This is a genomic window from Microbacterium yannicii PS01 (assembly GCF_000304335.1).
Classification (GTDB): domain Bacteria; phylum Actinomycetota; class Actinomycetes; order Actinomycetales; family Microbacteriaceae; genus Microbacterium; species Microbacterium yannicii_A.
Genome location: NZ_CAJF01000012.1, coordinates 19,772 through 46,536 on the forward strand (window position 1 = coordinate 19,772; position 26,765 = coordinate 46,536).

The following is a 26,765-nucleotide window of genomic DNA, read 5'->3' on the forward strand; positions in this document are numbered from 1 at the left end:
GTCACCTCCGGCTCTGCTGCGACGGGCCGTCCATGTCGACGGGCGTGCTCGCGATCAGGTCTCCCAGGACCTGTGCGACAGTGCGCTCGAAGACGTCCGCGATCTCGGGCGCGCTCATCTCGAAACCCGTCCGCATCCGAGCCCAGAACGGGGCGGACGCGAAATAGCGCAAGGCGGCCGCCACCCGGCGGAGGTCCCTGTCATTCAGCGACGGATGGTTCGTGGCCAGCATCGCCACCAGCGCTCGGGTGAAGAACGTGGGTTCCGGCTCGGCTGTCGGCGAGATGGATGCCGCGCGCGCGCACACGAATGCGAATGCCGGCGACGCGTCGAAGGCCACAAACCGAGCGCGCGCCGCATTCTCGAACTGGCGGATCGTGACGAAGGGCGGCAGCGGAAACTGCGTCGACTCGATCCACCCCGCCACACCCTCCAGCAGATGCGACCTCGTGGGGTAGTGACGGTAGATCGTGCGCTCCGAGACGCCGACGGCGTCACCCAGGCTGCGGTACGTGATGTCGTCGAACGGACTCTCGCGCAGCGCCGCGGCGACGCTCGCGAGGATCGCCGTGGGAGTGTCGGCCGCATCGGCCATCATCCGCCCCTTCCCTTCGACCGCCTGGTCTCGTCCGAGGTCCATCCTGTCGGCATCCCCGGCCACGGCGCGGGCTCGGCAGGCAGCATGTAACGGTCGGAACCGTCGAGCGTCAGCGCGAGCGACGAGACATACTGCGTCTCCCCCAGAGCTCCGCGCTCGGCCGAGGCCAGCATATCCGGGCGCTCGAACGTGTAGCCAGTGACGTGGCAGCGAAGGCGCTCCCCCGAGGGATTGCCGTCCACGTCGAGGATCGGGGAGGCGATCCCGTCCGTGCGCCGGCGGAGGTAGTAGCGACCGCGGGTGGCGAGCGCCGCGAGCGGGGTGGTGATGGCCGCGGCCCCGATGGCGATCAGCACCGAGAACGGTCGCAGTGCTTCGCCGAACAGCCCGGCGAACGCCGCGATCGAGAGGAACGACGCCAACCCTACCGATGTCAGGCCCACCGGGTTCCAGTCGTAGAGCATGCCGCGCCGGAACTCGGGGTAGATCGGTGCGATGCGCAGCACATGCTTGTTGATGACGATGTCGGCGGCGATCGTGACCAGCCACGCCATCACGACATTCGCGTAGAGGCTGAGCACGAAGCTGATGAGGCTGAAGACGTCCATCCACATCAACCACAGCGCGATGCCGAGGTTGAAGAAGATGAAGATCGACCTGCCGGGGTACGTCTTCGTCAGCCGGGTGTAGACGTTCGACCAGGCGAGCGATCCCGAGTAGGCGTTGGTGACGTTGATCTTCACCTGAGCGACGACGACGAGGATCAGCGCCAGCCCGACCGCGAGCCACGGGGGCATGATCGATTCGTAGAGCGCGATGAATTGGCGCACCGGCTCCGCCGCTCGCGCTCCCAGGTCGGGATCGACGCGCGTGATGAGGTAGACGGCGAGGAACACGCCGAGGATCTGCTTCACGCCACTGAACAGCACCCACCCGGGCCCGGCGAAGAGCAGTGACGCCCACCACGACCGTCGATTCGCCCTCGTCCGCGGCGGCATCGCCCGGATCACGTCGATCTGCTCGGCCAGCTGCGGGGTGAGCGCGAAGCAGACCGCCGCGCTGGCGACGATGGCACCGAAGCTGACGTCGCCGTCGGAGGCGCCCGTGAACGAGACGAAGGCGCTGACCGCACCGGGATCGGAGACGATCACCCAGAGAAGGGGGAGCAGGGCGAGGGCGAGCCACAACGGCGTCGTCCAGAACTGCAGACGCTCGAGCGCGCGCATCCCGTAGATCACGATCGGGATGACCACGACGGTCGAGATGAGATACCCGATCCACAGCGGGATGCCGATGGCGATATGCAGCCCCTGCGCCATGATCGCACCCTCGAGCGCGAAGAAGATGCAGGTGAATCCGGCGAAGATCACCGTCGTGATCGATGAGCCGTAGTAGCCGAAGCCCGACCCTCGGGCGATGAGATCCAGGTCGAGGTTGTAGCGCGCCGCGTAATACGCGATCGGCAGCCCGACGATGAAGATGATGGCCGACGCGAGCAGGATGCCGAGCACGGCGTTGTTCGTGCCGTGCTCGATCCCGACACTCGCGCCGATGGAGAAGTCGGCGAGGAACGCGATCGAGCCGAGGGCGGTGACCCCGACGGACCCGGCGCTCCAGCGCCGGAACGTGCGTGGGACGTAGCGGAAGGCATAGTCCTCGAGGCTGTCCTCGGCGGCTGCCCGCGCGTTGTCTGCCCTGCTCACGGTGAACCGCACCTCACGTCGCACTCCCTGCGCCTCGCACGTCCGGCCCATTGTCGCCGCACCATGTTTCAGTCGCATTGCGTGCAGACAGCGTTCTGTGCAGCCGTCCGGCTCGAGGTTCGCGAGGGACCCCGGCTGCTAGATCGCCATCGCGAGCCGCACCCCCTCGGCGGCGGATGCTCCGCCCTCGCCCGTGCTCGACGCGAAGCCGCTCGCCAGCACGAGGTACTTGTCGGCGGCTTCGAGGGCGAAGCCGATGTGCTGCTCGACGAGCAGCACCGAGAGGCCTTCGTGCGCGAGCTGCATCACGGTGTGCTCGATCTCGGCGACGATCGTGGGCTGGATGCCCTCGGTCGGCTCGTCGAGGATGAGCATCTTCGGCTCGGTGATGAGCGCGCGCGCGATCGCGAGCTGTTGCCGCTGGCCGCCCGAGAGCAGACCGGCCTTGCGCGTCGCGAACTTCTCCAGGGCGGGGAACCGTGCCAGCTGCTGATCGATGAGCGCCTTGCCTCTTCTTCTGCCATCGGCCACGAGCTGCAGGTTCTCCATCGTCGTGAGCTGTGAGAACGACTGCTGACCCTGCGGCACATAGGCCATTCCGCGCGCCACGCGTTTGTTGGGCGGCAGCGAGGTGACGTCCTCGCCGTCGAAGATCACGTGGCCGCTGCGAGGTTTGATGAGTCCGATGGCCACGCGCAGCAGCGTCGACTTGCCGGCGCCGTTGTGACCGAGGACGGCGACCACCGTATCCGAGCGGGGCAGCGTCACACCGTGCAGCACGAGCGTGCGGCCGTAGCCGGCGTGGATGTCGTTCAGCTCGAGCACCTCAGGCCCCCGTTCCCTGGGAAAGAGCGACGTCGGCATCGGCATCCGTCACCGCGGTCGTCTCGTCCGCGCCCGCGTCGGCCACGACCAGCATGGCGGCCGTGGTGGCTGCACCGGCCGTGCCGAGGTAGACCTCCTGCACTTTCGGGTCGGCCTGCACCTGCGCCACGGTGCCCTCCGAGAGCACCTTGCCCTGATGCAGGACGGTGACGCGCGAGGCGTACCGGCGCATGAAGTCCATGTCGTGCTCGACGACCAGCACGATCCGGCGCTGGGCGATGCGCTGCAGCAGCTCGCCCGTGGCGGTGCGTTCGTCCTGGCTCATCCCCGCGACCGGCTCGTCGAGCAGGAGCGCGCGAGGCTCCTGGACGAGCATCATGCCGATCTCCAGCCATTGCTTCTGACCGTGCGACAGGATTCCCGCCGGCGTCTCACGCTCGCCGCTGAGTCCCGTCTCTTCCAGCGCTCGCTCGATCGCAGGATCCACGCCACGCCGGGCACGCAGCAGCGAGAACGACGAGCGGTGGAGCCCCGCTGCGATGTCGAGGTTCTGCAGGACCGACAGCTGTTCGAAGACGGTCGCGGTCTGGAAGGTGCGCCCAACGCCGAGCCGGACGATCTTGTTGACCGCCTTGCCCAGGAGCTCCTGGTCGCCGAGCTTCACAGAGCCGGAACCCTTGGACAGACCCGTGATCGCGTCGATGCAGGTCGTCTTGCCGGCACCGTTGGGTCCGATGAGGAATCGGACCTCTCCGGGATGGGCGTCGAACGAGACCCCGCCGACGGCGACGAATCCATCGAACTCCACACGCAGATCCGTGACGACGAGTGAATCGGTGGCCGCGGTCACTTCTTCACCTCCTCGAGCACCGGCGCCGAGGCGGGGACGGCGGGGGCGGTGAGGGAAGAGTTGCGTGGACGCCATAGCGCGCTCCTGGCCTTGCTGAACAGCGACGACAAGCCCATCGGAAGGAAGAGCGTCACGAGGATGAAGATCAGGCCGAGGATGTAGATCCACCCGTCGGGCCAGCTGGAACCGAGGCTCGACTGACCCCATCCGATCGCCATCGCTCCGAGAGCGGGACCGAACAGTGAGGCACGCCCGCCCAGCGCCACACCAGCGATCATCAGGATCGAGGCTGAGGCGCCGATCTCGGCGGGCGTGATGATTCCCACGATGGGCACGAACATCGCTCCCGCGATGCTGGCCATCAGCGCCGCGACGACGTAGGCGACCAGCTTGATGTTCGCCGGGTCGTAGCCCAGAAACCGCACCCGCTCCTCCGCGTCCCGGGTTGCTATCAGCAGTTCACCGAAGCGGCTGCGGTTGAGCTGCCACACGACCAGCAGGCACACGATCAGCAGCGCGGCGGCGATCATGAAGACCATGACCTTGTTCGCGTCATCGTTCAGGACGAACCCGAAGAAGTACTTGAAGTCGCTCAGCCCGGTGTCGCCACCGGTCTCGCGGATCGTCGAGCTGATCAGGACGGCGAGCGCGACAGCGAGCGCCTGCGAGAGGATGGCGAAGTACGCGCCCTTGACCCGGCGCTTGAACAGGGCGTAGCCGAGAACCCCCGCGACGATCACCGGGAGCAGCACGATGGCCGCCAGTGTGAAGGCGTCGCTGCGGAACGGCTCCCAGAAGGGCGGAAGCGATGCCGACGGGTCGTACAGGATCATGAAGACCGGAAGGCCGCCGGGCGCCGTGCCCTCGAGCGTGAGGTGCATCGCCATGGCGTAGGCGCCGAGGCCGAAGAACACCCCTTGACCGAGGACCAGCATTCCGCCCCGGCCCCAGGCCAGACCGATCCCCACCGCCGCGATCGCCCAGCAGCAGTATTTGCCGAGGTTGTTGAGCCAGTGCATGGAGAGGAAGGCCGGAGCGACGACCAGCAGCAGCACGGCGAACACCGCGATGCCGATGAGCGGAAGCCACGGTTTGAGTTTCGTCATGTCAACCCCCGGGTGCGGACCGTGAAGAGGCCCTGTGGACGAAATTGCAGGAACACGACCACGAGCACGAAGGCGAGCACTTGCGCCATGCTCCCGGTCGTCCAGTCGGCGAAGAACGACAGCGCGATTCCCAGAGCCCACGCGGCGATGACAGTGCCCTTGATCTGGCCGACCCCGCCCGCGACGACGACGAGGAAGGCCGGGATGATGTACTGCGTGCCCATCTGAGAGTTGGTGCCCCCGATGAGGGACGCGGCGACGCCGGCGATTCCGGCGAGGCCGGATCCGACGAAGAAGGTGATCCGGTCGACGATGCGCGTGGGGATGCCGCTGGTCTCGGCCAGATCGCGGTTCTGGACGGTCGCTCGGATCCGGCGTCCGAAAGACGAGTACTTCAGCCAGGCGGCCAGGGCGACCAGGCACAGGGCTGCGAGAACGATGGTGAACAGCTGGCGAAGGGGCCACGCGTAGCCGAGGACGTTGATCTGGCCGTCGAGCCATCCGGGGGCCTCGACCGGGACCCCCTGGGCCGGGAAGATCTGCAACGCGATCTGCTGCAGGATGAGCGCCACCCCGACCGTGACCAGCAGCGTGTCGAGTGGCCGTCGATACATCCATTGGATGAGGGTGACCTCGAGCAGGAGGCCGAGGAGGCCGGCACCGAGGAACGCGAGCGGCAGCGCCAGGAGGATCGAGATGTTGCTGGAGCTGACGAAGAGCTGGGTCAGGTAGGCGATGAAGGCGCCCGCCATGATGAACTCCCCGTGCGCCATGTTGATCACCCCCATCTGACCGAAGGTGAGGGTGAGCCCGAGCGCCGCGAGCAGCAGAAGGGCACCCAGCGCGGTGCCGTTCAGAAGCGGCGGTAAGAGTGCATCCACGTGCTGTCGCTCTCTATGCGGTGAGGATTGGGAGGGGAGTGCGGGCCCCGAGCGCTCGGCGCGGGACCCGCACTCGGCGGCTCAGCCGGCGGCGGCCACCAGCGCGTCGCGGACATCGGCCGGGAACCAGTCGTAGCCCTCGAGGTACGGATCCGGTTCGATGAAGCCGTCGGACGACCAGACGATGTCGAACTGGTTGTCGGCGTTGATCCTGCCGATGTTGCCGGGCTTCGAGATGTGGTGGTTCTCGCCGTCCAGCGTGACCACGCCCTCCGGCGCGTCCACCGTGATTCCGCCTGCCGCGGCGGCGGCGTTGATCTCGTCCACCTCGAACGAGCCGGCCGCCTCGGCCAGAGCCTTGTAGAGGTACAGCGAGATGTAGGCGGCCTCCATCGGGTCGGAGGTCACTCCGCTGCTATCGGGGTAGGCCTGCCAGCGCTCGATGAAGCCGGGGTTGTTCGGGGTCTCGAGCGACTGGAAGTAGTTCCACGACGCGTAGTTGCCCGTGACCTCGTGCCCCATGGCCGGCGCCTCCTCCTCGGCGATCGACACCGAGATGATGGGGGTCGTCTCCGGGGTGAGCCCGGCGTCGTAGTAGGCCTTGATGAAGCCGACATTCGACGAGCCGTTGATCGTGTTGAAGACGAAGTCGGGGTCGGCCGCGACGATCTTCGAGACCTGGGTGGTCCAGTCGTCCTTGTCGAGCGGCACGTACTCCTCACCGACGATCTCGATGCCGAGTTCGGCGGCGTAGAGCTTGATGATGGCGTTCGCGGTGCGGGGGAACACGTAGTCCGAGCCGGCGAGGAAGAGCGTCTCCACGCCCTGAGAGGCGAGATAGTCCATCGCGGGGATGATCTGCTGGTTGGTGGTCGCGCCGGTGTAGTAGATGTTCGGCGACGACTCGAGACCCTCGTACTGCACCGGGTAGAAGAAGAGACCGTTGTGCTCCTCGACGACCGGCTTGACCGCCTTGCGCGACGAGGAGGTCCACCCGCCGAAGATGGCGGCGACGCAGTCCTGGGTGAGCAGCTTCTCGGTCTTCTCCGCGAAGGTCGGCCAGTCGGTGGCGCCGTCTTCCTGGATGTACTCGATCTGCTTGCCGAGGATGCCGCCGTCCGCGTTGATCTCGTCGGCCGCCATGTGCAGAACGTTCGAGACGGTCTGCTCCGAGATGGCCATGCCTCCGGTCAGGGAGTTGAGGAAGCCGAGCTTGATCGTGTCGCCGGAGGTGTCGATGCAGCTCTCGGACGCGGCGGCACTGGATCCGGTCGGAGTGGAGGCGTCGCCGGCGCGGGAACCGCAACCGGCGAGAATGAGGGCCGTCGCCGCCGCGAGGGCGGGGATGGCCAGCAGGCCGCGCGCCCTTCGTGTCCGTGTCGATGTCATGGGGACTCCGTTTCTGTGTGATGCAGGGTGGTGCGTTCTCGGGTCGATGGTGCGGTCCGCAGGCACACCGAAGGCACTCATCGCCGGGCACGCCCGAGGAGGCGTGCCGGGAACGCGGCGGAGAGCTGATCCGGTGATCAGTTGTGGAGCAGGGAGTGGGCCGGTGGTGCGTCTGGATGCCGGATGGTTCGGGCCTCGCGTGCCGGTGATGGATCGGCGGAAGGTGATCGCCGACTGCTGCGGTAGTTGCCAGCATGAGACCGTGACATTGCTCTGACATTTCTCGATTGTTCCGGTTCTGTAAATCGTCGAACGGCCGACGGCGGTCTTGGCCCGTATTTCCGGGGACAGCCACGTCGCAGGCGCGAGCCAGGCCGTCACGGCCACCGGTCGATGCCGCCCGCTATGGCACACTTCTGACATCACCCGTCGGAGGACGAAATGCACTTCACTCCCGCCGAAACCGAGAAGCTCCTGCTCACGGTCGCTGCGATGGTCGCCCGCGACCGGCTCGAGAGGGGCGTTCTCCTCAATCACCCCGAGACGGTCGCTCTCCTGTCGTGCTGGGTCATCGAGCGGGCCAGAGAGGGTCGTGGTGTGGCAGAGCTGATGCAGGAGGGGCGAACCGTCCTGCGGCGCGATCAGGTAATGCCCGGCGTCCCCGAGATGATCGCCGACGTGCAGGTCGAGGCGACGTTCCCCGATGGCCGCAAGCTGGTCACCGTCCACCACCCGATCGACTGAGGAGTCGCTGTGGCATCCGCTTCCACCCACGGCCCTGGGGCCTTCCGGATCAGACCGGGGCGCATCGAGCTCAACGCCGACCGAACCGACGCCGAACGCGTCCGACTCGTGTTCGTGAACACCGGGGACCGACCGATCCAGATCGGTTCGCACATCCACCTTCCCGACGTGAACGCGGCTCTGGAGTTCGACCGCGCTCTCGCCCACGGGTTCCGGCTCGACATCCCGTCCGGGACGTCGCAGCGGTTCGAGCCGGGCGCATCCCGAGTCCTCGACGCCGTCGCGCTGCGCGGGGCGCGACGGGTTCCCGGCATCCGGATCAAGGCGGACGGACAGGAGCAGCTCGATGGTTTGGCTTGACCGATCACGGTACGCGGCGATCTACGGCCCGACCGTCGGCGACGAGGTGCGCCTGGGCGACACCGATCTGTGGATCCAGATCGAGCGCGACCTCACGGTCGGCGGCGAGGAGGCGATCTTCGGAGGCGGCAAGTCCATCCGGGAATCCATGGCTCAGGCGACCACGACGCGCGCCGACGGCGCCCTCGACACCGTCATCACCAACGCCATCATCTTGGACTGGTGGGGCGTCGTCCGCGCCGATATCGGCATCCGCGACGGTCGCATCGTCGGCATCGGGCATGCCGGCAACCCTGACGTCAGTGATGGCATCGACATGGTGATCGGCCCCTCCACGGATGTCATCTCCGGTGAGGGTCGCATCGTCACCCCGGGAGCCATCGACTCGCACGTGCATCTGCTCTCGCCCTCGCAGGTTCACGAGGCGCTCGCCACCGGCATCACCACGATCGTGGGTGGCGGCACCGGCCCCTCCGAGGGGTCGAAGGCGACGACCGTCACCCCGGGGGCGTGGCATCTGGCCTCCATGCATCGTGCGCTCGATCCCCTGCCCGTGAACCTCCTTCTCCTCGGCAAGGGCAACACGGTGTCGATGCCGGCGCTGCAGGAACAGGCTCTGGCGGGCGCCGCAGGATACAAGGTGCACGAGGACTGGGGCTCGTCGCCGGCGGCGATCGACGCGTCGCTCCGTGCAGCCGAGGAATGGGGTCTTCAGGTCGCGCTGCACTCGGACTCGCTGAACGAGGCGGGATTCGTCGAGTCGACGATCGCGGCGATGGACGGGCGCTCCATCCACGCGTTCCACGTCGAGGGTGCCGGGGGCGGGCACGCTCCGGACATCCTCGCGATCGCCGGTCTGCCCAATGTGATTCCCGGGTCGACGAACCCGACCCTTCCGCACACGGTCAACACCGTGGCCGAGCATCTCGACATGCTCATGGTCTGCCATCACCTCAACCCCGCGGTGCCAGAAGACCTCGCCTTCGCGGAGTCCCGCATCCGCGCCACCACGATCGCCGCGGAAGACATCCTCCACGACATCGGAGCGCTGTCGGTGACCTCGTCGGACGCACAGGCGATGGGACGGATCGGCGAGGTGATCACACGCACCTGGCAGGTCGCGCACGTGATGAAGCACCGACGCGGCCCGTTGGGCGGAGGGATGCCGGCAGACAACGAACGCGCGCGCCGCTATGTCGCGAAGTACACGGTCAACCCCGCCATCGCCCACGGGATCGCGTACGACGTCGGTTCGGTCGAGGTGGGCAGGCTCGCCGACCTCGTGGTGTGGGATCCGAAGTTCTTCGGCATCCGTCCCGCTGTCGTCGTCAAGGGCGGCGGAATCGCGTGGGCCGCACTCGGCGACCCGAATGCCTCCATCCCGACTCCCCAGCCCGTGATGATGCGACCGTCGTTCGGTGACACGATCGGGGCCGACCTCTCGGTGACGTACGTCTCTCCTGCCGCCCTCGACAACGGACTGGCCGAGACGCTCGGTCTGCGCCGTCGACTGGCCGCCGTCGAGCCCACGCGTCACATCGGCAAGGCCGACATGAAGAACAACGACCTCCTCCCGTCTATCCGCATCCGCCCCGACACGTTCGAGATCGCCATCGACGGCGAAGACGTCGAACCCGCACCCGCGGCATCCCTCCCCCTCGCTCAGCTCTACAACCTCTTCTGAGATCGCTCCATGGACTCCGCCGCACACACCGTCACGATGCTGCTCGCCGACGCGCGCCTCCCCTCGGGCGGGCACGCGTTCTCGGCAGGCGTCGAGCCCGCCCTCCAGGGCGGACTCGGGCGATCGGACGTCGGCGGCTTCCTGCAGGCGAGGGCACGGACGACGACGATCGTCGATGCGGCGACGGCGGTCGTGACGCGGAGAGCCGGGCTGATCGGCTCCTCGTATGCGCCCATCGAACGCGCGTGGGCGGCGCGCACGCCGAGTCGGGCCGCTCGCGTGGCATCGACAGACCTCGGCCGCGGACTCCTCCGACTGGCGCAGCGCCTTTGGCCGCACTCACCGCCGATCGCCGCGTTGACCGAGGGAACGTCGACTCCGCCCCCGAGGCCCCTCGTGCTCGGTGCCATCGCCGCGCACGCCGGCCTCGACGCCGAGACGTTGATCCGGGTCGCGGTCTACGACGAGATGGCCGGCGGCGTCGCGGCACTTCTCAAGCTGGAACCCGGTGATCCCGTGGAGGGTGTGCGACTCGTCATGGACGCATGCGCCGTCGTCGATCCCCTCATCTCACAGCTCGCAGCACTCGACTCGCCCGAGGCGATTCCCGCGGCGAGTGCCCCCCAATCCGAGGCGTGGACCGAAGCCCACGCCGTGACGAACAGGAGACTCTTCCGTGCCTGACCATCCGACCGACTCTCGCGCACTCCGACTCGGCGTGGCCGGCCCCGTCGGCACTGGCAAATCGTCGCTCATCGCCACGGTGTGCCGGGCGCTGGCCACCGAGCTGCGGCTCGGCGTCATCACGAACGACATCTACACCGATGAGGATGCGCGATTCCTCCGCTCCGCCGGTGTGCTCGACCCCGAGCGCATCCGTGCAGTCGAGACCGGGGCGTGCCCTCACACCGCGATCCGCGATGACATCACGACCAACCTCCTCGCCGCCGAAGACCTCGAGCGCGACTTCGCCCCCCTCGATGTGGTGCTCATCGAGTCGGGCGGCGACAACCTCACCGCGACCTTCTCGCCCGCCCTCGTCGATGCGCAGATCTTCGTGCTCGATGTCGCGGGAGGCGGCGACGTCGCTCGAAAGGGCGGTCCGGGCATCGGCCGCGCCGACCTCCTGGTGGTCAACAAGACCGACCTCGCTCCCTATGTCGGCGTGGACGTGCCCCAGATGGTGCGGGATGCCGAGGCGGCCCGGGACGGCCGCGCGGTGCTGGCCCTGTCGCGCCACGATGCGGCCTCGATCTCGGCGCTGCGCGAATGGGTTCTCATGATCCTCGCTGGTCATCGTGCGGGCACCCACGTCGCGCAAGATCCCGGCCCGATGGCGCCGCACTTCCACGCCGACGAGGAGCACCCGGAAGGCGGATACGTCCACTCGCACGCCGACGATGAGGCGCACGTCTCGGACTCCGGGCACGACCACTCCCCCGCCCGCGCGGGCGTGCCGGGATGAGGGAGTGACCTCAACGCGGGTGGCGGTCACCGCGGGCGACCCGCGCGCTCACGTTGAGCTCGCCGTCGGGACACTCGCCCCACGGCTCATCTCTCGTGACGCCACGCGCGCACACGTTGCGGTCGCCGCCGCGGGCATGGTGCTGCTCGGCGGCGACGAGGTCCGCGTGGAGATCGACGTCGGTCCTGCGTGCACCCTGGAGATCCAGGATGTCGGAGGCACGGTCGCGTACCGCGGGGCGCGCTCGTGGTGGACCCTGGACATTCGCGTGGGGGCCGGCGGCACGCTGCTCTGGGACGGTCTGCCGTTCGTCGTCACCGATGGAGCCGACGTCGAGCGCCGCACGTCCCTCTCGCTCGGGTGCGACGCGCGCGCGGTCGTCCGCGAGACGCTGGTCCTCGGCAGGCACGGCGAGCAAGGCGGCCGATTGATCGCGGCTTTCACCGTCGTCGACGAAGGAGGGCCGGTCCTTGTCGAACGGCTCGATGCCGAGGGCACGGCCCCCGAGTTGGGAGTGCTGGGCGGCAACAGGGTGATGGATTCCGTGGTCGCCGTCGGCTTCCGACCACCGACGCGTCCCGGAGACCTGGAGTTCGATCGCCCCGGGGCGATGGCGCGGTACCTGTCGGACCACACGCATGGCTCGCCGCTCGATCCGGTGTTCGACGAGTGGGCGCAGAGCGCGGAGGCGCGGACTCGGACGCAGGAGGTGAGGGCCGCGCGATCAGGATGACGCGGCTGACGCGCCGCACGGCGGTCAGCTTGTATGCTGGGCGGAGTGGCGCCGCGGTCTTGGCGCCACGAGTGTGCGAGCACGACTGTGCCGCACTCGGGGCTGTAGTTCAATGGCAGAACTTCTGCTTCCCAAGCAGACAGCGCGGGTTCGATTCCCGTCAGCCCCTCCACAGATGTCACTTCGCACGCAAGGTGACAGATTTTCCCGGCCGCGGGTCGGGCGCGTGCATCGCTCGGATTCATCCCGGCGGTCGGCGTCGAATGCGGGCCTCAGATCTTCGCACCACGGAAAGCCCGCGTGACCCGCGGTGTGTTTCTGCCCTTCTCCTTGCCCCCTGCGCTTGAGTTGAGTGTCTTCGGGACCACAGTGACCGGGACGCCTTCGAAGTCATAGAAGCTGTCGCGGGGTGCGTAATCCGTCTTGCGCCCGATGCTGTTCCAGTGCGCGACGACGGTCGGATTGGTGTGGTCGAGGGAAGGACCCTCCTTCGGGTGGTCGAGCAGCCACCAGTCGTCTCCGCGCGGCGAGGGCTTCCCCCGGAATTTCCAGTAGACCACCCCGGCGACGGTCCGGAAGCTGCCGATCTCGCGCATCATGCGGTCCTTGGTGTCTCTGGAGTAGTCCTTCGGATAGAAGTACGACCGGGTCGCTTTGCCGCGGTACTGAGGCTTCAGCATCAGGTGCTCGTCCGACAGCTCGACGTACGTCACGTCCCAGTCTCCGGTCGGTCGCGCCGCTGTGAGGGCCGCGGCGTCGGCCTTGATGACCCGAGCCGCTTCGCTGAGCTCACCGAAGACCTTCGTTCCGAGCGCGTGGTCGCCGCGTTCATACCAGTCGCGGGCCCTCTCGAGATCTTTTTCGAGTTCTTGCACGCGCCGCCATAGGGCGAGCGCCTCGCGCTGGTGCTCGTGCGCGGCGTGGCGGTACTCGGCAAGGTCGGGGTCGGTTCCCGAGGCCCGAACCTGATCATCGGCATACAGCTTCTCGGTACGGGTGGGGTCGAAGCACTGGTCGAACGCCCCGTATGCGGAGTGCATCGCCTCACGCATCTTTTCGTAGTCGGCTCCGACGGGCTCGACAGACGCGGGGACTGCGAAGCCCTGCTCGCCACGGTCGATGGCGTCGCCGAGAGCGTCGGCGTTCTTCGCGATCGCGTCATAGCCCGAACGAGCCTGATTGCGTTCTACCCCGTCGGCGGCGAGCGCCGGCTCCGCGAGCGCGTCGGCGCGGTCGCGCAATTCACTCGTGCTCGCCTCGGCTGCTTCGAGTTTGTCCTTGCGCTCCTCGAGCTCTTTGAGCGGACCGGAACCGCCGATCGACGCGGTCGACGGACCTCCTGCCGCGGCCTTCTTGGCGGCCGCCGACAGCCGGGTGTTTGCGCGCAGCTCACGCGCCGCCGACCGTTGTGCCGAGCTGATCTGCGCGAGCGCCGCGCTCTTGGCGGCCGAAACGGCTCCGGTGTCGCTGTTGCGCTTCGCCTCGTTGGGACCGACCGGGTCGTCCTTCAGGTCGCCGGCCTTCTGGCCGGCCACGGCGTCGCGCAGGATCTGGTCGATGCTGAAGCCCTCAGCATCCGGTAGTGAACCGGTAGCACTCGCCGTGCCGACCTCGAAGCGTTGCGACATGTCCCAGCTGTAGGTCTTCTCGAACAGCGGCCACTCCTTCTTGTACTCCTTGCGCCACCGCCATTCGGTGAAGTCGGGAACCGCCCAGCCGATGATCGGCCAATCCGAGACCTCGTGGATGAGGTCGCTGACGACGGGGATCTCCGGGAACCCGAGCTCGACCCACACGCCCGCGAATGCGTTGAGTTTGAACGCGAGCTCGACGGCCGCGCCGAGGTCGAGCACGACCGACATCGACAGCGATCCATCGTCGTAGGAGAGGGTGACGTAGGTGTCGACGACAGTCGCCGCCGAAGCGAGCGCCGAGCCGCTCAGCCCGGCGAAGGCCCCGGCTTCGAAGGTGTTGCCGAACAATCCCAGGCCGGCGCTGAGGCGGGCGCTGGCGGTCGTGCCCGCCGATGCGTTCGCGGTGAACCGAAGCATCGCATCGCCGCTGAAGCTGCCTTCCGGGTCGCGAGCCCACGGCCGATCGAGCAGGCGCCGCGCAGGGATGATCGGTGGCATGAACGGGATGAGCGCTTCATAGGGGAACTCGCGGATGCTGCGCTGCCGGCCGGCCTCCTCGCCGGTGACGTAGATCTGGATGTCGCTGAGGGTGCCGGGACCGAAGACCATGCTGGCGAAGCTCTTCGCCGCGGCGGACCCCTCCAGCGCGTAGGAGATCGGGATGCCGTCGACGACGAAGGTCCCACCGGCCAGCGGCACGAACGTCGGCTGGAGGATGTCCCAGTTCTTCTTCGCGGTCTTGGGCAAGAAGAGCGTTCGCGACGGCATGGTTGCGATGAATGTGTCGGACGACATGACCATCGGTGGCCGCTTCTGCATCGGGGTGCGGGGCGCGCGCTGCAACGTGACCGGCGGCAGGGACGTGTGTGCCGGTGGGCGGGACCGGACCGCACTCGGCGGTGTCTGCGTGGGTGTGCGGGTCTCGCGCTGCTGGATGAGCGCAGAGACTGCCCTATTGCCTGCAAGGCGCTGCAGGCGGTTCACGTTCTGCGCGCTGAGTCCGTTCGATTGCCGACGCAGCCCCGCGGCCGGCCGCGCAGCAGTGATCACGCGCTCGCGTGCCAGACGATCCCGCATGCGCGCTCCGATCCCAGCGGCGCCCCCGGTCCACATCATGAGGGACCTGGATGCCGGGGGCAACGGCGGAAAGGACGCCCCTTCGGGCAGAGTGTCTGCCCGAAGGGGAATCTTCGACGCCTGGCGGCCACCGCCACGTAGCAGCCAGAGCGCGGCGCGACTCGGGCCCGCCTCAGCGCCCGCCGCGACTCCGCAGCACGTCAGCGAGACGCGCGAGCTGCCGAGGATCCTCGAGAGCCGACCCCACGGCGGCGACCCGCACACCGGCATCGAGGAACGTCTCGACGTTCGACGCGTTCACCCCGCCCGTGGCGACGAACTGCACCTGCGGAAAGGGCCCGCGGATGTGCGCGAACCAGTCCGCGCCGAGCCAGGTGGCGGGAAAGGCCTTGAGCCATGTGAGGCCCAGCCCGACGGCGAGCTGGACCTCGGTCGGCGTCGAGACTCCAGGAAGGATGGGGATGCCGGCATCCTGGGCCGCTCGCACGACCGCGGGATCGAGGCCGGGCGAGACGAGATAGGCGGCTCCCGCCTCGACCGCCTGCGCCACGTGGGCGGGCGAGATGATCGTGCCGGCCCCGACGCTCTTGCCCTGCTGGGCCGCCTGCCGGACGACCTCGCGCAGCGCGCGTTCGTCCTCATCCGTCTGCAGCGGCACCTCTACGGAGTCGATGCCGAGGTCCCATGCGGTCTCGGACAGTCGCACCGACCGATCGACGCCCATCCCGCGCAGGATCGCCATGAGCGGGACTCCCGCGAACGCCGTCTCGAACCAGTCATCTGCTGCCGTGGTCATGCAACCGCCCCCTCATCGATCGAGTCCGTCGTCGTCTGCAGCGCCCGTGCGGCGCGAGCGTGACCGGCGCGAAGCCGTTCGTCCACAGGCGCCCCCGACAGCAGCCCGGCAAGGTAACCACCGGCGAAGGCATCCCCCGCCCCGACCGCCTCGACCACGTCCACGTCCAGTGCCGGCTCGAACACCGAGAGCTCGCCGATGAAGGCCGTCGCGCCCACGTCGCCGTCCTTGACCACGAGCTCCGCGACGCCCGGGAGCAGAGCGCGGACGTCAGCGGCGGCATCCGTCCCCCAGAGGCTGTGCGCCTCGTCGAGACCGGTGAACACGATGTCGGCGCCACGGGCGAGCTCGAGCAGCTGCGGCGCAGCGGTCGCGGCGCCCCACAGCGGCGCCCGATGGTTGACGTCGAACGACACCGGCACGCCGTGCTCGCCGGCGCGCTGGATCACGCGGCGCAGAAAGGCAGAGGCGGATGCCGAGATCGCGGCCGTGATTCCCGAGACGTGGAGCAGGTCCACTCCCCCGAACGACACGGCCTCGGCGTCCGACTCGGCGAGTGCGGACGCCGCCGAGCCGCGGCGGTAGTACAGCACGCCGTTGCCCGGGTCCTTGACGTACAGGCCCGTCGGACGCGCCCCGTCGAAGATGACCGTCGACACGTCGACGCCGCGACGCGCGAGCTGCGCGGACACGCGTCGGCCGAGCGCATCGTCTCCGAGTCGGCTGAACCACCGCGCGCGGTGCCCGAGCGCCGCGACATGGGCTGCGACGTTCGATTCGGCGCCGCCGGCGTCGAGCAGGAAGGCTTCGGCGTCGACGACCGGTTCGGCGGCGACGGGAACGACCATCGCCATGGTCTCTCCGATGGCGAGCAGCGTCTTCGGCGGTGGAGGCATCGACGTCAGCCTAGAGCGGTCGGCGAAGCGCCACCGGATCAGCCTGCCAGCGCGGCGGCCCGCCAGTCGGTCAGCACCCGGGCGATGGCACGGGTGTGCGCCCACGGCATCTCGGGCACCTGGAGCCGCTCCTCGGCGAGCGCGAGCGAGAGCGCATCCGCCTCGGCCGCCATCGGCTGCACGACGGGCACCTCGATCACGCGCTCGTCGCCGCCGCGCCGGACGATCAGCGTCGATGCGCTCGCGGCGCGCTCGCCCCACGCGTCGGGCAGGAAGACCTCGCCCTCGGAGAATCGCACGAGCGCCGAGCCCGGCAGCTGCCGCACGACCGAGGTGGCCACCGGCGCGATCAAGCCGCCGAACTCGACGTCGGCGGTCGCCGAGCCGTCGACGCCCGACACGAGATCGGCCTCGACTGCGCCCACGACCGGGGAGTCGATCGGCTCGCCGGCCGCTCCCGCGAGCTGCACGGCCAGCGCCACCGGGTAGCAGCCGACGTCGAGGATCGCTCCGCCCGCGAGCGCGGGGTCGAACAGCCGCCCCTCCCGCGATCCGGCGGCGAAGCCGAAGGCCGCCTCGACCCGCTGCACCGCGCCGAGCTCGCCGCCGGAGACGAGGTCGTTCACGGCCGCGGCGAACGGACCGAACCGGGTCTTGAAGGCCTCGAGAAAGGGTCGCTGGGCCCGCACCGCTGCGGCGAGGATGCGCTCGACCTCGTCGGCAGTCGGGCTCGCCGGCTTCTCGCACAGCACCGCCTTGCCGGCCTCGAGCGCGCGGATCGCGAGGTCGGCGTGGGTGGTGTGGACGGTGCCGATGTAGACGGCATCGACATCGTCTCGTGCCAGCACCTCGTCGTACGTTCCGGATGCCGCGGCGCCGTGCTCTGCGGCGAAGGCCGCGGCCCGCTCGGCGGACGAGCTGCCCACGGCATGAAGGGTGCCGTACGCGGAGCTCTGCAACCCTGCGACGAAGTCCCTGCTGATCGCTCCCGGACCGAGCACGGCCCATCTCGTACGCTGCACGCCCCGAACGTATCAGCGCCGCCGCACTTCAGCCGCCGCCCTTCAGCCGCCCCGCCTCAGCCGCCCAGCCTCAGCCGCCCAGCGATGCCACGAGGTTCGCGTTGCGCCGGCGGATCAGCCGGCGCAGGTACGGCACGAGCACGAGCCGCTCGACCAGCGCTCCGAACAGCGGCGATCCGACCGTGATCTCGTCGATCATGCGGGTTCCCGCGGCATCCGACTCGAACTCGTGCACGTGATGGAAGACCCGGAAGGGTCCGCTCACCTGTTCGTCGACGAATCGGCGCGGACGGTCGAGCTCGGCGATGCGCGAGGTCATCGTGAACCAGACGCCGAAGTGCTTCGCTCGCCAGGTCACCGTCTGTCCGAGACCGATCATCCCGGTCGTCACCCCGGCGATCGCCTTCTCGCGCGAGCCCGCCATCGAGCTGACGTGCGCATCGATGTTGAGCGACGCGTCGAACAGGGCCTCTGCAGACAGGTCGGTGCGCGTCACGAGGCGGAGGACGGAGGGCACCCGCCGATCATCTCATCACCCACCCGCGGAGGCGCGTGAGCCTGTTGCCCGGGTTACTGCGGTGCCGGAGGCGTGCACACCGCCGCGGCGGCGATGGCGTCGCGGTACTGCTCAGGCGTCCAGGGCAGCCCCGCCTCGGGCGTCGTCTGCCCCTCGGCCGCCGGAGCCTTCGACGCGATAGCCGCGAGCTGCCACGCGAGGTACGCGCCGACCGAGCCGTCGGCGGCGGAGTTGTTCAGCACCACGGCGACCGTGAGCCCGGTCTCGGGGTCGGAGAAGGCGGCCGTGATGTAGCCGGGCATCTTGCCGAACTGCCCGACGAGCGAGCCTGCCTGCACGGCTCCGCCGCCCATCGTGTACCACGACGGGGCGTCGGGCGCGGGGGGCAGCGGTTCCGCGAAACGGTCCTCGTTCTGCACGAGAGCGCCGGTGGCGAGGGCCTGAGCGTACCGGCCCAGGTCGTCGATGTCGGTGACGACACCGGCGTCGGTGAAGCCCATCGTCGACGACGCAGCGGTCAGGTCGAGGCGCTGCGCGCAGTCCAGGGCGCCCTCGGGCCCGGGCATCGACTGCCCACCGTCAAGGGCGGACTCGGCGTCGAGCGCCGCGAGCCTGGTCGCCGAGAGGTCGAGCGGATCGGCGATGTACGCGTCGATGAGCTGGGCGGCCGAGCGGCCGGTGGCCCGCTCGAGTGCGAGGCCGAGCAGGACGTAGCCCGCGTCGGAGTCCCGGTACGCCACGCCCGGCTCGGTGTCGCGTGGCTGGCCCAGGCCGAAGCTGGCGAGGTAGCGCGGGTCCCACTTCCGCGCAGGATTGGTCAGCCATGACGAGTACAGCTGACCGGCGAACGATCCGATGCCCGACGTGCCGTCGCAGAGCTCTGCAAGGCTGACCTCGGCGAGGTCCGGAACGCCCGCGACGTACTCGGCGACACTGTCGTCGAGCTTCACGAGGCCCTCTGCGGCGACCTTGTACAGGATGTCGCACGTCATGGCGCGCGTCACCTTGCCGGCGCGGAACTGCAGCTCGGGAGTCACCTCGCCCGAGCCGTCCGGCAGCTCGGTGCCGAGCCCCGTGATCCAGCTGCCGCTCCACGGCGCCCACACCCCGACGATGGCGCCCGAAGACCCGGTGAAGCCCATGGCCTGCGTGACGGCATCCTGCAGCTGCGTGACCGTCTCTTCAGGGAGCGAGGCCTCCGCCTGCGTGGGCGTGTCGACCTCGACGTGCTGATCGAAGGAGCAGCCGGCGAGAGCGAGAAGGCTGGCGACGGCACCCGAAACGACCGCGATGGCGCGGTCTCGTCTGGTGCTGCGGCGCATCCCCCACCCCCCGATGATCTGCAATGAATTCAAACACACGGCGGTCGTGTCCGCCGACCGGCGATCCGTAGTGTATGAGGATGACCAGTTCTTTCCCGGCGGACCGCGTCCACATCTTCGACGACGCCGTGCTCGCCGGTGTGCTCGGCCACATGAACGGCGACCATGGCGACGACAATCTGCTCATCGCCCGCGCGTTCAGCGGCGATGCCGGCGGGGCGGGCGCGATCGTGTCGGCGACGATGACCGGCTTCGACGGCGCTGCGGGAAGCTGGACCGCGACGCTCGCCGACGGCAGCACCACCGCCGTCGTCGTGCCGTGGCCCGGCGGACCGATCTCGGAGCGTCCCCACGTCCGCCGAGAGATCGTCGCGCTGTACGACGAGGCGTGCCGGCGACTGGGCGTCGAGCCGCGTCCCCACGCCTGACACCGGAAACTCCAGGTAAGGCGCACCTAACTCTTCGCTACACTGAGCCCATGAGCGACCCGATCCCGTTCTCGACCGCGCTCCGCGAGCGCTCGAGCCGCGCCCACTCGTCGAGCGAGGGCGCCGGCTTCATGGCCGACCTCATGAAGGGCGAGGGCACCCGCGAGGACTACGTCGCACTGGTGGCGCAGCACTGGTTCATCTACGAGGCCCTCGAGCGCACCGCCGCCCAGATGCGCAACGATCCCGTCGCCCAGGTCTTCATCACCGACAACCTGACCCGCCTCCCGGCGCTCGAGGCCGACCTCGAGTACCTCGTCGGGCCCGACTGGCGCGAGCGGATCGAGCCGCTTCCGACCACGCGGCGCTACGTCGACCGCATCGATCAGGTCGGCGCGACGTGGGCCGGCGGCTTCGTGGCCCACCACTACACGCGCTATCTCGGCGATCTGTCGGGCGGGCAGTTCATCGGCCGGCTCATGGCGCGCCGCTTCGGCTTCGAGACCAACGGCATCGGGTTCTACATCTTCGACGACATCGCCGACCCGAAGGCCTTCAAGGACGTCTACCGCGAGCAGCTCGACGCGGCGCCGTGGGATGCCGACGAGCAGGAGCGCGTCATCGACGAGGTGCTGCTGGCCTACCGCTTCAACACCGAGCTGTTCGACGACCTCGCCGCGGCGAAGGCGGCGCAGGTCGCCTGACGCCCGTCAGCCCTTCGGGAGGACCGGGGTGGATGCCTGTGCCCGCACTCCTGCCATGAACCGCTGGACGTCGGGGTCGACCTGGATGTCGCGCGGCCGGAGCGGTCGCGACAGGTAGAGCCCGTCGAGCGAGGTCAGCCGTGACAGCGCGACGTACGTCTGCCCGGGCGCGAACGCACCCGATCCCAGGTCGACGATCGCGCGGTCGTACGTCTTTCCCTGCGACTTGTGGATCGTGACCGCCCACGCCAGGCGCAGCGGGAACTGCGTGAACTCGGCGACGATGTCGCGTGAGAGGGACTTCGAGCCGGGGTCGTAGGCGTAGCGGTACTTCTCCCACACCGCCGGCTCGACCTCGAACTCCTCGCCCTCCACGTCGACCCTCACCGTCTCGCCGGCGATGCGGGTGACGGTGCCGATCGTTCCGTTCACCCAGCGAGGCGGCTCGCCGAACGATCCGGTGTCGTTGCGGAGGAACATCACCTGCGCCCCGACCTTCAGCTTCAGCTCGATGTCGGCCGGGTATGCGGCATCCCCTCGCCCGAAGTCTCCGTTGACCTCCGCCTTCGCCGTCTGCTCGCGTCCGACGAGCTCGTTCAGGTGGCGCCGGTTGATGTTGTTGACGATGTCGTTCCGGGTCGCCAGCGTGATGATCGGATGCTCGCCGTCGGCGGGGTCGGGCGGCGTCCGGGCCCCGGTGTCGTTGAGGATCTGCGCGATGTCGGCGGTGACCCGGCCGTAGCGCACCGCGTTGAGCATGGCCTTGAACGCCGGGTCGGCCTGGCGGTGGATGTCGACGAGCTCGCGGATGTGCAGGTCGGCACCGTACGAGCCGACGTCGAGGATGCCGTCGCCGGCGCTCTCGCCGACCCACACCTTCGCATCGAAGAACCAGAAGGATCGGTAGTGGTCGCGCACGTAGCGCAGCTCGTCGCCGCGAGGCGGCACGGGGGCGAGCTGATACGGGTCGCCGAACATGACGATCTGCACGCCGCCGAACGGCTCGGCCCGCTTGCCCCGCGCCTGCCGCAGCGCGCGGTCGATCGCGTCCATCAGGTCGGCGTTGACCATCGAGATCTCGTCGATCACGAGCGTGTCGATGGCATTGAGCAGCTTGCGCGTGGCGTCGGACTGCGCTTCGTCGTGCGAGCCGATGATCCCTAGCGGGAGCTTGAACAGCGAGTGGATCGTCTGGCCCTCGACGTTGAGCGCGGCGACCCCGGTCGGCGCGCAGACCGCGATCTGCTTCGAGGTGTTCCACGCGAGGTGCTGCAGCAGGGTCGACTTGCCCGTCCCGGCGCGTCCCGTCACGAAGACGTGCTCGCGCGTGTCTTCGATGAGCCGGAACAGCGCCTCCTGCTCGGCAGACAGCGGGGGCGTGTTCACCGATTCATGCTAACGAGCCGATGCCGCCGCCCGGTGCTCCTCGCCGTCATCGGTGGACGAATCCCGGGCGCGGCGCCGCGTTACGCCCGCACAGGTGCTTCGCGGGTCGGCCTTCCTAGACTGGTCGCGTGGACCAAGGGGCGGTGGGCACGGCCACCGGCGGCGCTGTGGCGCCTCCGGCCGCCCCGGCGACCCCGCAGTCGTCCGGCACCGCTCTGATCCAGCCCCCTCCCAAGAGGCTGGGGCGCGGCCGTCTGGCCGTCGACCTCACGCTGCTCGGCATCGTCGGCGCGCTGCTCGTGGCTGCCGTTCCGGCCGCATGGGCGGTGATCGAGCGCGAGTTCTATTCGCCCACCGCGTTCGTGGAGCGCTATGTCGGCCTCCTCGCCGACGGCAGGGCCGCCGAGGCCCTCGCCATTCCCGGAGTGACGGTGAGCTCTGCCGAGCTCGAGGCGGCGGGGCTCCCCCCGACCGCCGACGGGGCGCTGCTGCGCAGCGCGGCCCTCGGGCCCGTGGACGATGTGCGCGTCGTCTCGCAGGAGCAGGACGGCGATGTCACGCGCGTCACCGTCGAGTACGGCGTGCGCGGTTCCGACCGCACGACGACGTTCGAGGTCGAGCGGAGCGGGTCGGTCGGTCCGGCCCCGACGTGGCGCTTCGCCACCAGCCCGCTGGCGGTCATGAACCTCGAGGTGACGGGGTCGATGGAGTTCACCGTCAACGGCTTCACGATCGACAAGCGTCAGGTCTCCCCCGACGGCGTGGATGCCGACCCTCTCGCCCCCGTGCCCCTGCTGGTGTTCTCGCCGGGACTGTATTCGGTGTCGGTCGACACCCCCATCGCCAGCACGCCCGGCGTCGCCGTGCTGTCGGATCGTCCCTTCCATGCGATCCCGGTGCCGGTGCAGGCCGAGGCGACCGAGAACTTCGTCTCGGTGGTGCAGGAGAAGGTCGAGCAGTTCCTGACCGAATGCACCACCCAAGAAGTGCTGCAGCCCACCGCGTGCCCGTTCGGCTACTTCGTGCAGGAGCGCATCGCCTCGTTGCCGAAGTGGTCGATCGCCCAGCAGCCCACGGTCGCGGTGGCCCCTGAGGGCGCGGGCTGGAAGATCCTTCCCACCGAGGCTGTCGCGCACATCGACGTCGACATCCGCTCGCTCTTCGACGGCCGCGTGCGCCCGGTGAGCGAGGACCTGCCCTTCATCGTGACGGGCACGATCACCGTGCTCCCCGACGGCACGGCGTCGATCGTCGTCACCGGCCCCGACACGCAGTAACGCCGGTGACGGATGCCGCGCCCCGGAGCTCCTGAGCGGCGCTCGGCCTCACGACCCGGTGCGGGCGTCCTGTTCGGCCAGGGCGGCCAGGCGGGCGTTGTAGGCCTCGAGCTCGGCATCCCCCGTCCGGTCGGCATGGCGATCGCGACGCTTGGTCTCACGCGAGTCGCTGCGGCTCCACTGGATCGCCACCGTGATGGCGAGGATCAGCGTCGGGATCTCGCCGATCGACCACGCGATGCCGCCCCCCATGTACTGGTCCTCCAGCGGTGACGCGCCCCACGTGCGCCCCATCGAGCCGAACCACTCGGCAATCATGAGGCCCTCCTGCATCATGATCGCGATGCCGAAGAAGGCGTGCATCGCCATGATGCCGATGAGGAGGAGAAGTCGCCCGGGGTAGGGCAGGCGGTAGGGCACCGGGTCGATGCCGATGAGGCTGAGCACGAAGAGGTAGCCGGTGAGGAGGAAGTGCGCGACCATCCACTCGTGGCCGAGGTGGTCGTAGAGCGACCACCGGAACAGGTCGGTGTAGTAGAAGACCCACAGCGACCCGATGAACAGGCCCGCCGCGACGAACGGATGCGTCAGCACCCGGGCCACCGGCGAGTGGACGGCCCACAGGATCCACTCGCGACCGCCGCGCGTGTCGTCGTCGCGCTTGCGGATGGCGCGGGCTGCGAGGGTGACCGGAGCGCCGGCCACCAGCAGCAGCGGAATCGCCATGGTGAGCAGCATGTGCCCCACCATGTGCATGCTGAAGAGGTAGTCCTGGTAGACGTTCACGACGCCGCCGGTGACCCACACCAGCAGCATCCATCCCGCGACCCACATGATGGCGCGGTAGACCGGCCAGGCGTCGCCGCGGCGACGCAGTCGCCAGACTCCGGCGAGGTAGAAGAACACCGCGAACCCCGCGACGATCGCCCAGAGCAGGTCGACGTTCCAGGCCGTGAGCCAGCGGTCGGGTGTGAGCTCGATGGGAAGCGGCGCGCCGGTCAGCCGCTCGGCGGGGGTCTCCACGAACGGCAGGGCGGCGGGAGAAGGCGGCGGCGTGCGGGCGAGCGCCGCGGCGGCGCCGCTGGCCAGGCCCATGAGCACCAGCTCGAAGGCGATGAGCGTCCAGAAGGAGCGGGATGCCGCATCCTCGCGCAGCCGGCCGATCAGTCGCGCTCGGTACCAGGCGCCGAACAGGCCCAGTGCGACCAGCGCGACGATCTTGACGCCCAGGATGACGCCGTAGGGCGACAGCAGCGCCGACCACTCCCGCAGCCCGATGGCGGCGCGGACGGTTCCCGACAGCGCCACCACCACGAAGGCGGCAAGGGCGATGCTCGAGTACCGCGCGAGCGTCGCCGGAAGCTCGTCTCGCGTCTGCAGCGGACGGACGATCACCATGAGCAGCAGCCCGCCCAGCCACACGGCGGCGGCGATGATGTGCAGGATGAGCGCCGTCATCGCCTCGTGGTGAAACGCCTCCTCGCCGGAGTGGCCCTGAGTGCCCATCGGCACGAGCGTGGCCGCGGCGAGGATCGCCACGAAGAGCGTGGCCGTCCACGACCGCACCGCGAACGTGAGGACAGTGAGCGCCGCCCCGGCGATCGTGGTGATGAGCCACGTGCGTCCTACCTCGGTCTCGACCAGGAAGCGGCCCAGCTGGGCACCGAACTGCGGGCCCGCGTCGATCGCCGGGTTGAAGGCGTCGATAAACGTGAGGAACCCGGTGGCGGCCGAGGCCATCGTGAAGACGGCGGCAGAGATGGAGGCGGTGTCGAGGGCCACGTCGAACGCCCGGTCGCCCGAGCGAAGCGTGAACAGCGCGGTGACGAGCACGCCGACCATGCCGGCCGCCGACAGGTTGACGAAGAGCTTGGCGATCGGCAGCCCCCACCGGGCGATCGGCCCGGGGTCGCCGATCGCGAGAGGTGCCGCACCGCCGCCGAACGCGAGCGCCCAGACGAGCGTGGCAAGCGCGGCGAGCACGAGGATCACGGGCCCCGCGGCCCTCAGCCCGCGGGCCGAGCGCGGGCCGTCCGTCCCGCTGTGCCGCGCGCGAGGGCCGGCGATTGTGGGGGCGGAAGTCACCCGTCCAGCCTACGTGGCGGGAGGAACCCGTTCGCGGATCGGAGCCACGGACGGCGGCCGCGAGGTGCTCGCAGACAGGAAGAGGGGGATGCCGCGGGTAGCGGCATCCCCCTCTTCGAAAGGTCTTCGCGAATTACTTGACGGCAGCCTTGAGCTTCGAGCCCGCGGTGACCTTGACGCGCTTGCCCGCGGGGATCTTGATCTCTTCGCCGGTCTGCGGGTTGCGGCCGGTGCGAGCCGATGTCGCGACCTGCTCGAACGAGAGCCAGCCGGGGATCGAGACCTTGCTGCCCTTGGCGACCGCCTCGGAGACGGTGGAGAAGAGGGAGTCGAGCACGCCCGAGACGGCGGACTGGCTCTGCCCGGTCGCGCTCGCGATGCTCGCAACGAGCTCGGTCTTGGTGATGGACTTGTCAGCCATGGGGTTGTCCTCCAAAGACGACGATCGCCGTCTTGTCATTGCTCGGACCGGGCGGCTTCGCCCCCCGGCTGGTCGGATCGACCGGTCCCGAATGTACCCGACAACGCCGACAGTTCCGCGTATTTCCGGGGTTTTTCAGCGATCGACACGGCGTGTCGTGTGAAAGATGTGATGGATGTGACGGATGTGACGGCCGAGAAGCGCACCCTCACGCCCGATGTGCCGAGATCACGCCACGCGCCGTGCGCGCGAAGGCCGGCGCAACGCGGTCCTCGCCGTCGAGATAGCCGCCGACCAGCGCCGCGTCGCGGAGGAGCACGAGGGACGCCGCGACATCGGCGGGCTCCGTGAGCCCGGCGGCGCTCGCCAGCTGCTCGAGGGTCGCGCGGAACCACTCGCGATGCTCGGCGATGAGCGCCCGGACCGGACCCTCGTCGGGATACTCGGCCGCGGCGTTGATGAAAGGGCAGCCGCGCGTGTGGCGCTCGCGGATGTCGTGCTCAATCCCGCCGACCACGAGGTCGATGAGCACCGCCGGGTCGTCCGACACCTGGGCGGCCTGCGCGAACAGGGCACGCAGTCCCTGGTCCTCGCCCTGCAGGTAGGCGAGCACGAGGCCCTCCTTGCCCGAGAACTGCTTGTACATCGTGGCCCGCGTGACGCCGGCCACCTCGATGATGCGGTCGACGCCCACCGAGTGGATGCCCTCGTTGTAGAAGAGATCGGTCGCGGCCTGGAGAAGGCGCTGCCGCGCGGGTGAGGGGCGGGAGGCCGCGGCATCCGTCGTTGGGCTGGTCACTGCCATCAGGGGTTTCCTTTCTCGTCCATCGTCGCATCCCTGGAGAAATTCGTGATCCTTGGG

26 protein-coding genes and 1 tRNA gene are annotated in these 26,765 nt (G+C 69.0%); 10 read left to right on the forward strand and 17 right to left on the reverse strand.

The features are described 5' to 3' along the window. Position 1: 1 nt before the first annotated feature. The 7 genes from WYM_RS08655 to urtA form a co-directional block, all read right to left on the reverse strand. Entirely contained in the window at positions 2-595 is a 594-nt protein-coding gene (locus tag WYM_RS08655; protein WP_019180438.1) for a TetR/AcrR family transcriptional regulator, read from the reverse strand. Further along, positions 595-2,301 carry a purine-cytosine permease family protein gene (locus WYM_RS08660; protein WP_192813730.1) on the reverse strand — a complete coding sequence of 569 codons (1,707 nt, stop codon included), beginning with the start codon at positions 2,299-2,301 and terminating at the stop codon, positions 595-597. Before WYM_RS08660 ends, WYM_RS08655 begins: the two co-directional genes overlap by 1 nt. A gap of 138 nt (positions 2,302-2,439) precedes the next feature. Continuing rightward, positions 2,440-3,165, reverse strand: coding sequence for an ATP-binding cassette domain-containing protein (locus tag WYM_RS08665; protein ID WP_237739364.1), 726 nt, complete (start codon positions 3,163-3,165; stop codon positions 2,440-2,442). Further along, positions 3,128-3,976, reverse strand: a complete 849-nt coding sequence (urtD, locus tag WYM_RS08670) for an urea ABC transporter ATP-binding protein UrtD (protein WP_019180441.1) — start codon at positions 3,974-3,976, stop codon at positions 3,128-3,130. Before urtD ends, WYM_RS08665 begins: the two co-directional genes overlap by 38 nt. Further along, positions 3,973-5,082: an urea ABC transporter permease subunit UrtC gene (urtC, locus tag WYM_RS08675; RefSeq protein ID WP_019180442.1), complete on the reverse strand. Its 1,110-nt coding sequence runs from the start codon at positions 5,080-5,082 to the stop codon at positions 3,973-3,975. The genes urtD and urtC overlap by 4 nt, the downstream gene beginning before the upstream one ends. Then, a complete protein-coding gene (urtB, locus tag WYM_RS08680) occupies positions 5,079-5,963 on the reverse strand; it encodes an urea ABC transporter permease subunit UrtB (RefSeq protein WP_019180443.1) in 885 nt (294 codons plus the stop codon). The genes urtC and urtB overlap by 4 nt, the downstream gene beginning before the upstream one ends. Positions 5,964-6,044: 81 nt before the next feature. Further along, the gene (gene urtA / locus WYM_RS08685; protein WP_019180444.1) at positions 6,045-7,352 is read right to left on the reverse strand and encodes an urea ABC transporter substrate-binding protein; all 1,308 of its coding nucleotides are present in this window, start codon (positions 7,350-7,352) and stop codon (positions 6,045-6,047) included. Between the two features lie 441 nt (positions 7,353-7,793). Here urtA and WYM_RS08690 point away from each other — a divergent pair, with 441 nt between their 5' ends. The 7 genes from WYM_RS08690 to WYM_RS08720 all read left to right on the forward strand — a co-directional run bounded on the left by WYM_RS08690 (position 7,794) and on the right by WYM_RS08720 (position 12,510). Then, the gene (locus tag WYM_RS08690; RefSeq protein ID WP_019180445.1) at positions 7,794-8,096 is read left to right on the forward strand and encodes an urease subunit gamma; all 303 of its coding nucleotides are present in this window, start codon (positions 7,794-7,796) and stop codon (positions 8,094-8,096) included. 9 nt (positions 8,097-8,105) lie between these two features. Further along, positions 8,106-8,456 (forward strand): urease subunit beta, encoded by a 351-nt coding sequence (gene ureB, locus WYM_RS08695; protein ID WP_019180446.1) that lies wholly within the window; start codon positions 8,106-8,108, stop codon positions 8,454-8,456. After that, on the forward strand, positions 8,443-10,140 hold the full coding sequence (locus WYM_RS08700) for an urease subunit alpha (RefSeq protein WP_019180447.1): 1,698 nt from the start codon (positions 8,443-8,445) through the stop codon (positions 10,138-10,140). The genes ureB and WYM_RS08700 overlap by 14 nt, the downstream gene beginning before the upstream one ends. A gap of 9 nt (positions 10,141-10,149) precedes the next feature. After that, positions 10,150-10,824: an urease accessory protein UreF gene (locus tag WYM_RS08705; protein ID WP_019180448.1), complete on the forward strand. Its 675-nt coding sequence runs from the start codon at positions 10,150-10,152 to the stop codon at positions 10,822-10,824. Beyond that, positions 10,817-11,605: an urease accessory protein UreG gene (ureG, locus tag WYM_RS08710; RefSeq protein ID WP_019180449.1), complete on the forward strand. Its 789-nt coding sequence runs from the start codon at positions 10,817-10,819 to the stop codon at positions 11,603-11,605. The genes WYM_RS08705 and ureG overlap by 8 nt, the downstream gene beginning before the upstream one ends. A gap of 4 nt (positions 11,606-11,609) precedes the next feature. Beyond that, positions 11,610-12,338: an urease accessory protein UreD gene (locus WYM_RS19735; protein ID WP_157525027.1), complete on the forward strand. Its 729-nt coding sequence runs from the start codon at positions 11,610-11,612 to the stop codon at positions 12,336-12,338. Positions 12,339-12,436: 98 nt separating this feature from the next. Further along, positions 12,437-12,510: transfer RNA gene (locus WYM_RS08720), tRNA-Gly, on the forward strand. A 100-nt stretch (positions 12,511-12,610) separates the two neighbouring features. Here WYM_RS08720 and WYM_RS08725 read toward each other — a convergent pair. From WYM_RS08725 to WYM_RS08750, 6 genes are all read right to left on the reverse strand, one after another. After that, complete coding sequence (locus tag WYM_RS08725; RefSeq protein ID WP_237739365.1) at positions 12,611-14,740, reverse strand: hypothetical protein; 2,130 nt, start codon at positions 14,738-14,740, stop codon at positions 12,611-12,613. A 481-nt stretch (positions 14,741-15,221) separates the two neighbouring features. After that, positions 15,222-15,845, reverse strand: coding sequence for a bifunctional 4-hydroxy-2-oxoglutarate aldolase/2-dehydro-3-deoxy-phosphogluconate aldolase (locus tag WYM_RS08730; RefSeq protein ID WP_019180452.1), 624 nt, complete (start codon positions 15,843-15,845; stop codon positions 15,222-15,224). Beyond that, complete coding sequence (locus WYM_RS19740; RefSeq protein WP_019180453.1) at positions 15,842-16,741, reverse strand: sugar kinase; 900 nt, start codon at positions 16,739-16,741, stop codon at positions 15,842-15,844. Before WYM_RS19740 ends, WYM_RS08730 begins: the two co-directional genes overlap by 4 nt. Before the next feature lie 38 nt (positions 16,742-16,779). Next, a complete protein-coding gene (locus WYM_RS08740) occupies positions 16,780-17,763 on the reverse strand; it encodes a Gfo/Idh/MocA family protein (protein ID WP_040569207.1) in 984 nt (327 codons plus the stop codon). 70 nt (positions 17,764-17,833) lie between these two features. Beyond that, positions 17,834-18,280: an SRPBCC family protein gene (locus WYM_RS08745; protein ID WP_019180455.1), complete on the reverse strand. Its 447-nt coding sequence runs from the start codon at positions 18,278-18,280 to the stop codon at positions 17,834-17,836. Positions 18,281-18,333: 53 nt separating this feature from the next. Further along, positions 18,334-19,602 carry a serine hydrolase domain-containing protein gene (locus WYM_RS08750; protein WP_019180456.1) on the reverse strand — a complete coding sequence of 423 codons (1,269 nt, stop codon included), beginning with the start codon at positions 19,600-19,602 and terminating at the stop codon, positions 18,334-18,336. A gap of 80 nt (positions 19,603-19,682) precedes the next feature. On the opposite strand from WYM_RS08750, the gene WYM_RS08755 reads away from it, so the two are divergent. Together WYM_RS08755 and WYM_RS08760 are read left to right on the forward strand one after the other, a co-directional pair. Beyond that, positions 19,683-20,030 carry a DUF2470 domain-containing protein gene (locus WYM_RS08755; protein WP_019180457.1) on the forward strand — a complete coding sequence of 116 codons (348 nt, stop codon included), beginning with the start codon at positions 19,683-19,685 and terminating at the stop codon, positions 20,028-20,030. 50 nt (positions 20,031-20,080) lie between these two features. Further along, positions 20,081-20,734 (forward strand): heme oxygenase (biliverdin-producing), encoded by a 654-nt coding sequence (locus WYM_RS08760; RefSeq protein ID WP_019180458.1) that lies wholly within the window; start codon positions 20,081-20,083, stop codon positions 20,732-20,734. A gap of 6 nt (positions 20,735-20,740) precedes the next feature. Here WYM_RS08760 and WYM_RS08765 read toward each other — a convergent pair whose 3' ends face one another. Then, positions 20,741-22,120, reverse strand: coding sequence for an ATP-dependent DNA helicase (locus WYM_RS08765; protein WP_019180459.1), 1,380 nt, complete (start codon positions 22,118-22,120; stop codon positions 20,741-20,743). A gap of 128 nt (positions 22,121-22,248) precedes the next feature. On the opposite strand from WYM_RS08765, the gene WYM_RS08770 reads away from it, so the two are divergent. Continuing rightward, positions 22,249-23,397 carry a hypothetical protein gene (locus WYM_RS08770; RefSeq protein WP_337479531.1) on the forward strand — a complete coding sequence of 383 codons (1,149 nt, stop codon included), beginning with the start codon at positions 22,249-22,251 and terminating at the stop codon, positions 23,395-23,397. A 48-nt stretch (positions 23,398-23,445) separates the two neighbouring features. On the opposite strand, the gene WYM_RS08775 is transcribed toward WYM_RS08770, so the two are convergent. The 3 genes from WYM_RS08775 to WYM_RS08785 all read right to left on the reverse strand — a co-directional run bounded on the left by WYM_RS08775 (position 23,446) and on the right by WYM_RS08785 (position 26,708). Beyond that, on the reverse strand, positions 23,446-25,389 hold the full coding sequence (locus WYM_RS08775) for a cytochrome c oxidase assembly protein (RefSeq protein WP_019180461.1): 1,944 nt from the start codon (positions 25,387-25,389) through the stop codon (positions 23,446-23,448). Positions 25,390-25,615: 226 nt separating this feature from the next. Then, positions 25,616-25,903 carry an HU family DNA-binding protein gene (locus WYM_RS08780; RefSeq protein WP_019180462.1) on the reverse strand — a complete coding sequence of 96 codons (288 nt, stop codon included), beginning with the start codon at positions 25,901-25,903 and terminating at the stop codon, positions 25,616-25,618. A gap of 208 nt (positions 25,904-26,111) precedes the next feature. Further along, complete coding sequence (locus WYM_RS08785) at positions 26,112-26,708, reverse strand: TetR/AcrR family transcriptional regulator (RefSeq protein ID WP_019180463.1); 597 nt, start codon at positions 26,706-26,708, stop codon at positions 26,112-26,114. Positions 26,709-26,765 lie beyond the last annotated feature (57 nt).

Bases quoted from the DNA above. Each gene is read 5' to 3' on its own strand.
- WYM_RS08655 (WP_019180438.1), bottom strand. From the start codon at position 595: ATGGCCGATGCGGCCGACACTCCCACGGCGATCCTCGCGAGCGTCGCC.
- WYM_RS08665 (WP_237739364.1), bottom strand. From the start codon at position 3,165: ATGCCGACGTCGCTCTTTCCCAGGGAACGGGGGCCTGAGGTGCTCGAG.
- urtC (WP_019180442.1), bottom strand. From the start codon at position 5,082: ATGACGAAACTCAAACCGTGGCTTCCGCTCATCGGCATCGCGGTGTTC.
- urtA (WP_019180444.1), bottom strand. From the start codon at position 7,352: ATGACATCGACACGGACACGAAGGGCGCGCGGCCTGCTGGCCATCCCC.
- WYM_RS08690 (WP_019180445.1), top strand. From the start codon at position 7,794: ATGCACTTCACTCCCGCCGAAACCGAGAAGCTCCTGCTCACGGTCGCT.
- WYM_RS08700 (WP_019180447.1), top strand. From the start codon at position 8,443: ATGGTTTGGCTTGACCGATCACGGTACGCGGCGATCTACGGCCCGACC.
- WYM_RS08705 (WP_019180448.1), top strand. From the start codon at position 10,150: ATGGACTCCGCCGCACACACCGTCACGATGCTGCTCGCCGACGCGCGC.
- WYM_RS08725 (WP_237739365.1), bottom strand. From the start codon at position 14,740: ATGCCGTCGCGAACGCTCTTCTTGCCCAAGACCGCGAAGAAGAACTGG.
- WYM_RS08730 (WP_019180452.1), bottom strand. From the start codon at position 15,845: ATGACCACGGCAGCAGATGACTGGTTCGAGACGGCGTTCGCGGGAGTC.
- WYM_RS19740 (WP_019180453.1), bottom strand. From the start codon at position 16,741: ATGCCTCCACCGCCGAAGACGCTGCTCGCCATCGGAGAGACCATGGCG.
- WYM_RS08750 (WP_019180456.1), bottom strand. From the start codon at position 19,602: ATGCGCCGCAGCACCAGACGAGACCGCGCCATCGCGGTCGTTTCGGGT.
- WYM_RS08755 (WP_019180457.1), top strand. From the start codon at position 19,683: ATGACCAGTTCTTTCCCGGCGGACCGCGTCCACATCTTCGACGACGCC.
- WYM_RS08760 (WP_019180458.1), top strand. From the start codon at position 20,081: ATGAGCGACCCGATCCCGTTCTCGACCGCGCTCCGCGAGCGCTCGAGC.
- WYM_RS08780 (WP_019180462.1), bottom strand. From the start codon at position 25,903: ATGGCTGACAAGTCCATCACCAAGACCGAGCTCGTTGCGAGCATCGCG.
- WYM_RS08785 (WP_019180463.1), bottom strand. From the start codon at position 26,708: ATGGCAGTGACCAGCCCAACGACGGATGCCGCGGCCTCCCGCCCCTCA.